Below are 8,841 nucleotides of genomic sequence, written 5' to 3' on the forward strand. Positions count from 1 at the left end.
CACCAAAGAGCTGCCGATGGAATATGCGGTGGAAATGAACCGTCTTATCAAATTCGAGATGGAAGGGTCTATTGGCTAACCTTTTCTGATTAACTTGCAAATACGTATCCGTTAGTGTCTTGAGACTCTTATGTCTAGGACATCCGGATACGTATTTTTTATTTATCATAAGGATCTGATGACATCAGATATGGTGGATAAGCTGAGCTTATACCCGGCCCAATTTCGCATATGAATTGAAATCAGTCAGCGTTCTAATCGACAAAGAACTCCCATATGCCTAAAAGTAGATGGTTTTTTCTACGAGGGAGGGATAGGTTTGGATGTTTTTGTTACCCGGTCGTTAGATGAAATACGATTTTGGTCCAGGATCATGAAGGAGCATTCGCTTTTTCTTGGGTTAGGGTTCAGAGCGGAGGATACGCAATTAAAAAAAGAGGCAAACCAGTTCTATGCTATTTTCGAGGATATTGAGCGAAGAGCTCACGAATTTCAAAGCGATGCAGACCCGTTTACCATTCAAGCTTTTAATACAGAAGTTCGGGTGGCTGCAACTAATATCTGGGCGTTTAAACGAATGGTGCTGGGTCTTATCCTGCATTGCAAACTTCCGGGGCAGACAAACTTCCCCCTGCTGGTGGATCATGTGAGCCGGGAAGCTAATTATTTCAGAAACCGCCTGGAGGAGCTCAATGCAGGAAAACTCGAGCCATTGCCTGACGCTATAATCGATGAAAATGTTTTTTTCTTAAAGATCATGGCCGATCACGCGAAATTCATTGGTCATTTGCTTGATCCGTCCGAACGGAAATTGGTTGAGCAGGCAAGGGAATTTAGTAATGATTTTGATACACTGGTTTTTCAAGCGGTTGATTTAAGTCATATGCGTCCACAATCTCAAACCGTCCCGCTTCTAAGTCAATTTGTTGATGAGAACCGGGTCTCTGTAAAATCATTGCGTGATTTCAAAAAAACTGCACGAGACTTAATCGAAGAATGCCGGATAAAAAGTATTATTCATCCTTTGTTGGCGGATCACGTATTTCGTGAAGCTGAACGATTCCTCTTTATTCTCGATATGTTTGACCAGTCCTTATCGGGAGTGAAGGTGAATAAGCGGGAAATCATCCATTAATTTCTCAGTGGAGCATAGGAAGGGTGAAGAACGGGCTGAAAGCCCGTTTTTTTATTTTGTTGTTACACGATAACCACCTGGAATCCTACACTCCAAACTCCGCGGCCTTTCAAGGTTTTGTCGCACAGACAGCTAAGCCAAACCTGTGGTATCCACGACGTTAACTGACGTTGCTGAAGCCGTTCCATTCCGATTCAAGCCAATATTGCCTAGGAAATAACGGAGTGTAACCAGTGAAGGCAAGATATTCTTGGAGTTGGCTCAGGTGGAAAGAATTATTATATATATTTCCCTATTAAGCTGTGGGTAGCAGGCGGTAAAGTCGTGTTGAATCTTGTCTTTACTTAATTGAACAGTATTTGAGAGGAAATGGGAGCAATTAAAGCTACGGCTGTCATTTTGCAGCAGGTTAAGCCTGATTTAATCGGGAAAAACACGGAAAACGGTCATTTCTCCCCTTTGCCGCATTAAAACATGGGTGATAAACTGCTTAAAGTCCCTAAATTGGAAGCGCTAAAAAAATGGCTTGCGATGTGAGATTTACATCGCAAGCCAAATGTATCTTACGGAGCAGGCGCCGCTTCGCAGGAACAAGTTTATGCTTACGAAGCAAGCTTTACTTCGTAAAGCTAAGTTTATGCTTACGAAGCAAGCTTTACTTCGTAAAGCTTTAAGGAGGAGAGATATGGATGTTCTCAGGCAACTGCGGGGCTTTTATCGGGAGAAGCTGCACTATTTAATTCTTTCGATTATAGCTTTGGCTGCCGCAACTGCAGTGGGGCTTATTACCCCCAATTTGTTAAGAAGGTTGATCGACGATGTAATAGTTCCCCTAAAGTTTACTGAGGTACCCGTATTGGCCCTCACTGTAGTCGCTGTAGTAATCGTGAAAGCCTGCCTGCAGTTTGCACATGGTTTTTTTGGAGGCCGGCTTGGTAATTTTCTGGCTTACAGGCTGCGTAATGCCTGCTATGAGAAGCTGCAATTCCTGTCTTTCCGTTATTATGATACCGCTAAGACAGGGGACCTGATGTCCCGGCTGACCGGGGATCTGGAAGCGATCCGTAACTTTATCGGCTTCGGCTTCGCCCAATTGCTGAACGTATTTTTCATGGTGCTGTTCGGCTCGATTATGATGTTCACGATTAATTGGCAGCTCACGCTTGTCACTCTGATCACTATGCCGTTTCTGGCTGCGGTAGCACTCAGATTCGAATCGAAGATTCACCCGGCCTTTCAGGAGATGCGGCTCGCCCTTGGCTCTTTGACCACGGCTGTTCAGGAGAATATTACCGGTGTAAGGACTGTCAAATCATTTGCCAGAGAGGCATATGAAGTTGAAAAATTCTCGCACCGTAATGAACGTTATAAGGATAACCAGATTTATGCCGCCGAGCTGTGGAGCAAGTTTTTTCCGGTCATGGAGCTGCTGGCGTCGGTCAGTATCGCCATTTTGCTCGGGGTCGGCGGAACACTAGTCATCAACAACCATATGTCGCTGGGTGAGCTGGTAGCCTTCTTCAGTCTGATCTGGTACATCATTGGACCGGTCTGGGGGCTTGGCTTCCATATCAACAACTATACGCAATCCAAAGCCTCGGGAGAACGGGTTCTTGAAGTGCTTCACCAGCGGATTGATGTGCAGGATAAAGAGAATGCGCGGACGCTCGAATCCTCGGAGGTCAAGGGAGAAGTCGTATTCAATCATGTAACCTTCGCGTATGGCAACAAGATGCCTGCGGTCAAGGATATTCATTTCGAAGCGAAACCCGGTGCGGTGATCGGTTTCCTCGGGGGAACCGGCTCCGGCAAATCGACGATTATCCAGCTGATGATGCGTGCTTATGATGTGAATGAAGGACGCATAACCCTGGATGGGGTAGATATCCGGGAATACAACGTGCGAAGTCTTCGCTCACAGATCTCCACGGTGTTCCAGGAGACGTTCCTGTTCTCCTCGTCAATCCGTAATAATATTTCCTATGGACTCAAAAATGTGAGCATGGACGAAATTATCCGCGCCGCTGAGCTTGCCAAAGCTCATGATTTCATTATGGAGATGCCGGACGGGTACGATACGGTTGTCGGTGAACGGGGGATGGGGCTCTCAGGAGGCCAGAAGCAGCGGATTGCTATCGCCAGAGCCCTGCTTAAGAATCCGCGGATACTTATTCTGGATGATGCAACGAGTGCCGTTGATATGGAAACAGAACATGAGATTCAGGCCGGCTTCCAGGAGGTTATGCGCGGGCGTACAACGCTGATCATCGCCCACCGGATTTCCTCGCTGCGCCATGCTGACCAGATTATTGTAATGGATCAAGGCCGGATGGTTCAGAAGGGGACGCATTCCGAGCTGATCGAAATTCCCGGCCCTTATCAGGATGTCTACCGGATACAATATGCCGATTATCTGGCCAGAAACGTGGAAAGAGGGGAGGGAACCCAGCATGGAGCTTAAAAAGCTTGAAGCCAAACCGGCAATAGCTGCTGCCGCAAAGGGAAATAAGGATGCTGAGCAGGCGACGCTTGGAGAACGTTTTGTGTATAAAGATGATGATCAGATTGATAAGTCGTTTGACTGGAAACAGTTCACCCGGCTGTTTGGGTACATGAAGCCTTATGCGAAGCAGATGCTTCCCCTTGTCGCCGTACTGATGATTCTGGGCACAGTGACGAAGCTGACGGTTCCTTTTCTGACGAGTATGGCTATAGATAAGGCAATCGCTCCGAAGGACGGGAATCCAAGCCTTTCCCTGTTATATACACTGACGGCCAGCGTAATTGTGCTGTACCTGATCCAGTGGATCGCCGGGGTTTACCGGATTAAATATACGAATGTGATTGGACAACGGGTGATTTACGATTTGCGCTCCGATCTCTTCCGGCATATCCAGAAGCTCTCGTTTAACTTTTTTGATAAACGGCCGGCTGGCTCAGTGCTGGTGCGGGTGACGAATGACATCAACTCCCTTCAGGATCTGTTTACGAACGGGGTTGTCAATCTGATGATTGACTGCGTCCAGCTTGTCGGCATCATGGTGATTCTGCTGCTGATTAACTGGAAGCTGGGGCTGGCAGTAATGATTACAGTGCCGGTGATGTTCTTTGTCTCCACCAAGCTTCGGCAGAAGATCCGGATTGCCTGGCAGGATGTGCGGATGAAGAACTCGCGGATCAATTCGCATCTGAACGAATCGATTCAAGGGATCAGAGTTACCCAGGCATATACGCAGGAGCGGGAAAACATGCAGTATTTCGACGCCATGAATATGGACAGCCGCAAATCCTGGAACAAGGCCTCAGCAATGAACCAGGCTTTTGGCCCGATTATTGAGGTCACAGGCGGGTTCGGTACGATGATCCTGTTTTGGTTCGGTGCCTACCTCATCCAGTCCGGAGAACTTACTGTGGGATTCCTGGTTGCGTTCAGTACGTATGTGAGCAATTTCTGGGACCCGATCAACCGGCTGGGTCAGATGTATAACCAGCTGCTTGTAGCAATGGCTTCCTCAGAGCGGATATTTGAATACCTCGATGAGCAGCCTGCGGTTCAGGACAAGCCGGATGCGAAGCCGCTGCCGAAGATTCAGGGCGACATTAACTTTAACAAAGTCGTGTTTGAATATGAAAAAGGCCGGGCCGCACTAAAAGGCATTTCCCTTGACGTTAAGGCCGGCCAGTCGATTGCCCTAGTAGGACATACCGGCTCCGGTAAAAGTACAATCATTAACCTCATCGGACGCTTCTATGATATTAAGAGCGGCAGTCTAACGATTGACGGCAGAGATGTCCGTGATGTCACGCTGCAAAGTCTGCGTGAGCAGATTGGTATCGTGCTCCAGGATACATTTATTTTCTCGGGAACGATCCGTGACAATATCCGGTTTGGCCGGCTGGACGCAACAGATGCGGAAGTCGAAGAGGTCGCCAAAGCAGTCGATGCGCATGACTTTATCATGAAGCTGCCCGGCGGCTACGAGACCGAGGTGGAGGAACGGGGAAGCGCCCTGTCCATGGGACAGCGCCAGCTGCTCTCCTTTGCCCGGGCGCTGCTGGCCGATCCGCGGATTCTGATCCTGGATGAGGCAACGGCAAGTATTGATACGGAGACAGAGATCAAGATTCAGGAGGCGCTCAAAATCCTATTGCAGGGGCGGACCTCCTTCATCGTAGCCCACAGGCTATCGACTATCCGGCATGCCGACAAAATTGTCGTGCTGGATCACGGGGAGATCAAAGAAGAGGGGAATCACGCCGAGCTTACCGCGCGTGACGGGATTTACAACGGCTTAATTGAAGCGCAGTTCCGCTTCTTATAGCAGCAAGAACAGCAGCTTATCCCCTGACGCAAGGGGAAAGGCTGCTGCTTTTCAATGTGGGCATACGCTATTTGTGCCCTTTACCGGCTTTGCCGTTCATTCGCACTTCATACAGCTGAGCACTGATCACCTGCTGCCACTTGGTATCCTCTGTCTGGGCAGCCAGCAGTGCTTCGTTGTTCAGCCGTCCCATTTCCCAGCAGTAAACCGCGTTAGCATGCAGGCAATGCTGCTGCTCGGTGAGTTCGGCTGCGGACAGCGGACGTCTGCGGCTTATCGTATATAGCTCTGCCAAGCGCTGATGAACCGACAGCATTCGTTCTGCCCCCTTTGTATGATAAATGATTACCTTATCAGCCTCGCCAGAGATTTGGACATTCAAACGCTGCATGTCAAGATTACAGGAAAAATTAAACGGCCTCAGTCTCCTTGAATTCAGGACTAAGGCCGCTTATAGATAGCTTATTTTAAAGGATGCTCTTTATATTATTCCATATAAATCTCAACTACGGCAATTTGGCGTTCACGGGACAGATCAAGGAATTTGCCTTCGCTTTGCACCAGCGGACGGAAAACATCCAGCGGATTGTTCATAATAATAACACCCATGTCACCGGTACTGAGCAGCACTTTTTTGCCGATAAAGTTGGGCAGCAAATGCTGGATAAAAGCTTGTACAGGTCTGCCGTTCAGCTTGCCGAAGCTAAGGGAATTAATTTCCCGCATGACAGAAATCAGTTCCTGCTTCGATTGATAGACACGGTGAGAGGTCATTGCGCTGTAAATGTCGGCAACGGCAGCAATTTGGGCATACGGATGAATATCGGATTTAGTCAGATTATGCGGATATCCGCTGCCGTCTTCACGTTCATGATGCTGCAGGGCAACCAGAGCCGTGTAAGGATCATTCATGGAATTGTTAATAATTTCGTGACCGTAAATCGTATGTAATTTCACTTCTTCATATTCTTCCAGTGTGAGTTTGCCTGGCTTATTAAGTATAGTAGGATTAATCCGGCATTTCCCGATATCGATCAGATATCCGGCACGTCCTATTTCATAGCACTCCCTCTTGGAATATCCAAGCCATGAGGATATATAATAAGAAAGCATGCCTACCTGCAGAGAATGGTTATAGGTATAATTGTCATCACGGTCCAGCAGAAGCAGCAGTGATACTACATCTTTATGCTTGTCCAGCGTAAGCATGGTGGGCTGAAGAATGTCATCAACTACAGTCTGGTTGAAGCTTCCTTTAGTCAACGCTTCCATATATACGGATTCGAAGCCTTCGATACTGTTGTCAAAATTGGCGGCGACAGCCTGGATGATAGAGGACCTGCTTGTTGGTGCAGCTTCTGCTTCCCGTACATCTTCGATGTCAACATAATCTACTCCATGCTGTATCAGCTTGGCGATTTCCTCTGATTGAAGACGTGACCCTTTAGGCAATACATGCAGCCCTGTAGAACTAAAGGTATCCATCCTCAGGAAATCACCTGCTTTTAGATCCATGACGTGTACTCTCAATGACTATGCCACCTTACCTTACTTAAGTGATTTTTTTCCAGCATAGCAACAAAGTCTGAATTATTCAATGGTTATGAAGTAATGATTATACAGGCTTATAATCCTTAGCTCTGGGGTCAGATCCCAACCATTTTTGACCGGTTTCGCTGATATCTTTTTTCCAGACAGGAACCGAGGCTTTTAGTTTCTCTATCGCATAACGGCTGGCTTCATAGCAGGTGTCACGGTGCGGGGCGGATACGGCAATGATCACACTGGCCTCCTTAAGTCCTACAAGTCCAATCCGATGTGCAATCGCGCATCTTGCATTCCATCGCTCCTGTACATCGCTGCCGATTTCCTGCAGTTTGCCGAGCGCCATGGGAATGTATGCCTCATAATGAAGTGCTGTTGTCCGCTCTTCTCCAGTCATTTCACGAGTGGTTCCCACGAAAATAAGGGAAGCCCCGTGATTGCTGTCCAGCACTTTGTCCAACATGATCTCTGCATTCAAAGGCTGGTTAGTTAGGAGATAAAGGCCGTCTGCTGTTTCACCGCCTGATTCTGCGGGTTCACCTCCGGAAACAGGAGGAATCAGTGCAATCTCGGATTCTGCGGAAATTACAGTGTCGTCCGGTGCATACTCGCGGTCGATGGCTACCAGCGAAACATTGATTTGCGGTGCAGCATCAGGATAACAGGCAGCAAGCAGCTCCTTGAGCTTTCCCGCGGTCAGCCGGGTTTCATGGGCGTGGAAATCCAGGGAAGAAGTGCCGATCATTTCGGCCAGGCCGGCGAATAGACGGATGGTTAATTGCATGGTTGATATCACCTCGGGGTTCTAATAATGATTACAATATACCATATTGCCCCTGAAAATGTTATGCTAGGCTTTATAAGATTACATGCCTGCCGCTTCTGTCAGAACGGCTTTACAGGTGGAAGGGAACTATAGCTCATGGAGTCCGTGCCGCAAAAACTGACCATACTTCATACTAATGATATACATAGCCATTTTGAGACGATGAGTTCCATTGCTGCTGAAATTGCCGGCCAGAAAGCTGCAGCCGGTGAGGAACCCGTACTTCTCGTGGATATCGGGGATCATATGGACCGGGCTGCTGTGGAAACGGAAGGTACGATGGGCCAGGCGAATATTGATATCATCAATTTAACCGGGTACGATGCTGTAACCATCGGTAATAATGAAGGGCTGACCTTTTCTCCGGAGACATTGTCTGCTATATTCTCCGGGCTGCAGTGCCCGGTGGTATGCTGCAATTTCCTGGATGCCATGACAGGGCAGCCTCCGCACTGGATGAAGCAGCAGGCTATTATCGAAAAGAATGGTGTGAAGATCGGTATTACCGGGGCCACTGCTGCTTTTACATCCTTTTATTCTCTGCTGGGTTGGGATGTCCAGGACCCGGAGGATGCTCTTCGGGAGCAGTGCCGACTGCTCGCCCCGCAGGTCGATCTTGTCATAATCCTCTCCCACCTCGGCTTGCCGGCAGATAAGCTGCTGGCAGAGAGGCTGGAAGGCGTCCATGCCATTCTCGGCGGACATACGCATCATCTGCTGGAGCAGCCGCTGCTGATTAACGGGACGGCTGTGTGCGGCGCCGGGAAGTTCGGCCGTTATATGGGACGGCTGCAGTTTGAGCGGACGGAACCTGGGGCGGCGTTTAAGCTGGTAGGCGGTGAGTGCATCGAGCTGGACCCGCAGCACTCGGAGACTATAATCGCACCTGCAGCTGCACTTCATATGCTTCACGGGCGTGAGGCACTGGAAGAAACCGTAGCGATCACGGATCATGAGCTTCCGCTGAATCTGCTGGGAGAATCTCCTTTCGGCAATCTGCTGGCTCAGGCAGT

At 48.6% G+C, this 8,841-nt stretch carries 8 protein-coding genes; 5 read left to right on the forward strand and 3 right to left on the reverse strand.

Annotation, left to right across the window (positions count from 1 at the left end; genetic code table 11):
• From AQR02_RS33600 to AQR02_RS05800, 4 genes are all read left to right on the forward strand, one after another.
• Window positions 1-79, forward strand: a 79-nt coding sequence (locus tag AQR02_RS33600; RefSeq protein WP_245237584.1) for a hypothetical protein, incomplete at its 5' end; no start/stop codon positions are given.
• 240 nt (window positions 80-319) lie between these two features.
• Entirely contained in the window at window positions 320-1,135 is an 816-nt protein-coding gene (locus tag AQR02_RS05790) for a DUF2935 domain-containing protein (RefSeq protein WP_054939764.1), read from the forward strand.
• A 685-nt stretch (window positions 1,136-1,820) separates the two neighbouring features.
• Entirely contained in the window at window positions 1,821-3,596 is a 1,776-nt protein-coding gene (locus AQR02_RS05795; protein WP_054939765.1) for an ABC transporter ATP-binding protein, read from the forward strand.
• On the forward strand, window positions 3,586-5,457 hold the full coding sequence (locus tag AQR02_RS05800; RefSeq protein WP_054939766.1) for an ABC transporter ATP-binding protein: 1,872 nt from the start codon (window positions 3,586-3,588) through the stop codon (window positions 5,455-5,457). Before AQR02_RS05795 ends, AQR02_RS05800 begins: the two co-directional genes overlap by 11 nt.
• Window positions 5,458-5,524: 67 nt before the next feature.
• Here the strand turns inward: AQR02_RS05800 and AQR02_RS05805 are convergent, their stop codons facing one another.
• The 3 genes from AQR02_RS05805 to AQR02_RS05815 form a co-directional block, all read right to left on the reverse strand.
• Window positions 5,525-5,848, reverse strand: a complete 324-nt coding sequence (locus AQR02_RS05805) for a DUF7667 family protein (RefSeq protein ID WP_054939767.1) — start codon at window positions 5,846-5,848, stop codon at window positions 5,525-5,527.
• A 95-nt stretch (window positions 5,849-5,943) separates the two neighbouring features.
• Window positions 5,944-6,987, reverse strand: coding sequence for an HD-GYP domain-containing protein (locus tag AQR02_RS05810; protein WP_054939768.1), 1,044 nt, complete (start codon window positions 6,985-6,987; stop codon window positions 5,944-5,946).
• A gap of 85 nt (window positions 6,988-7,072) precedes the next feature.
• The gene (locus tag AQR02_RS05815) at window positions 7,073-7,786 is read right to left on the reverse strand and encodes a molybdenum cofactor biosynthesis protein (protein ID WP_054939769.1); all 714 of its coding nucleotides are present in this window, start codon (window positions 7,784-7,786) and stop codon (window positions 7,073-7,075) included.
• A 204-nt stretch (window positions 7,787-7,990) separates the two neighbouring features.
• Here AQR02_RS05815 and AQR02_RS05820 point away from each other — a divergent pair.
• Window positions 7,991-8,841: bifunctional metallophosphatase/5'-nucleotidase (locus tag AQR02_RS05820; RefSeq protein WP_342447442.1), on the forward strand; the 851-nt coding region annotated here is incomplete at its 3' end.

The organism is Paenibacillus ihuae, assembly GCF_001368795.1.
GTDB classification, from domain to species: Bacteria; Bacillota; Bacilli; order Paenibacillales; family Paenibacillaceae; genus Paenibacillus_AQ; species Paenibacillus_AQ ihuae.

Coding starts and splice junctions, on each gene's coding strand:
- AQR02_RS05795 (WP_054939765.1), top strand. CDS start 1,821: ATGGATGTTCTCAGGCAACTGCGGGGCTTTTATCGGGAGAAGCTGCAC.
- AQR02_RS05800 (WP_054939766.1), top strand. CDS start 3,586: ATGGAGCTTAAAAAGCTTGAAGCCAAACCGGCAATAGCTGCTGCCGCA.
- AQR02_RS05805 (WP_054939767.1), bottom strand. CDS start 5,848: ATGCAGCGTTTGAATGTCCAAATCTCTGGCGAGGCTGATAAGGTAATC.
- AQR02_RS05815 (WP_054939769.1), bottom strand. CDS start 7,786: ATGCAATTAACCATCCGTCTATTCGCCGGCCTGGCCGAAATGATCGGC.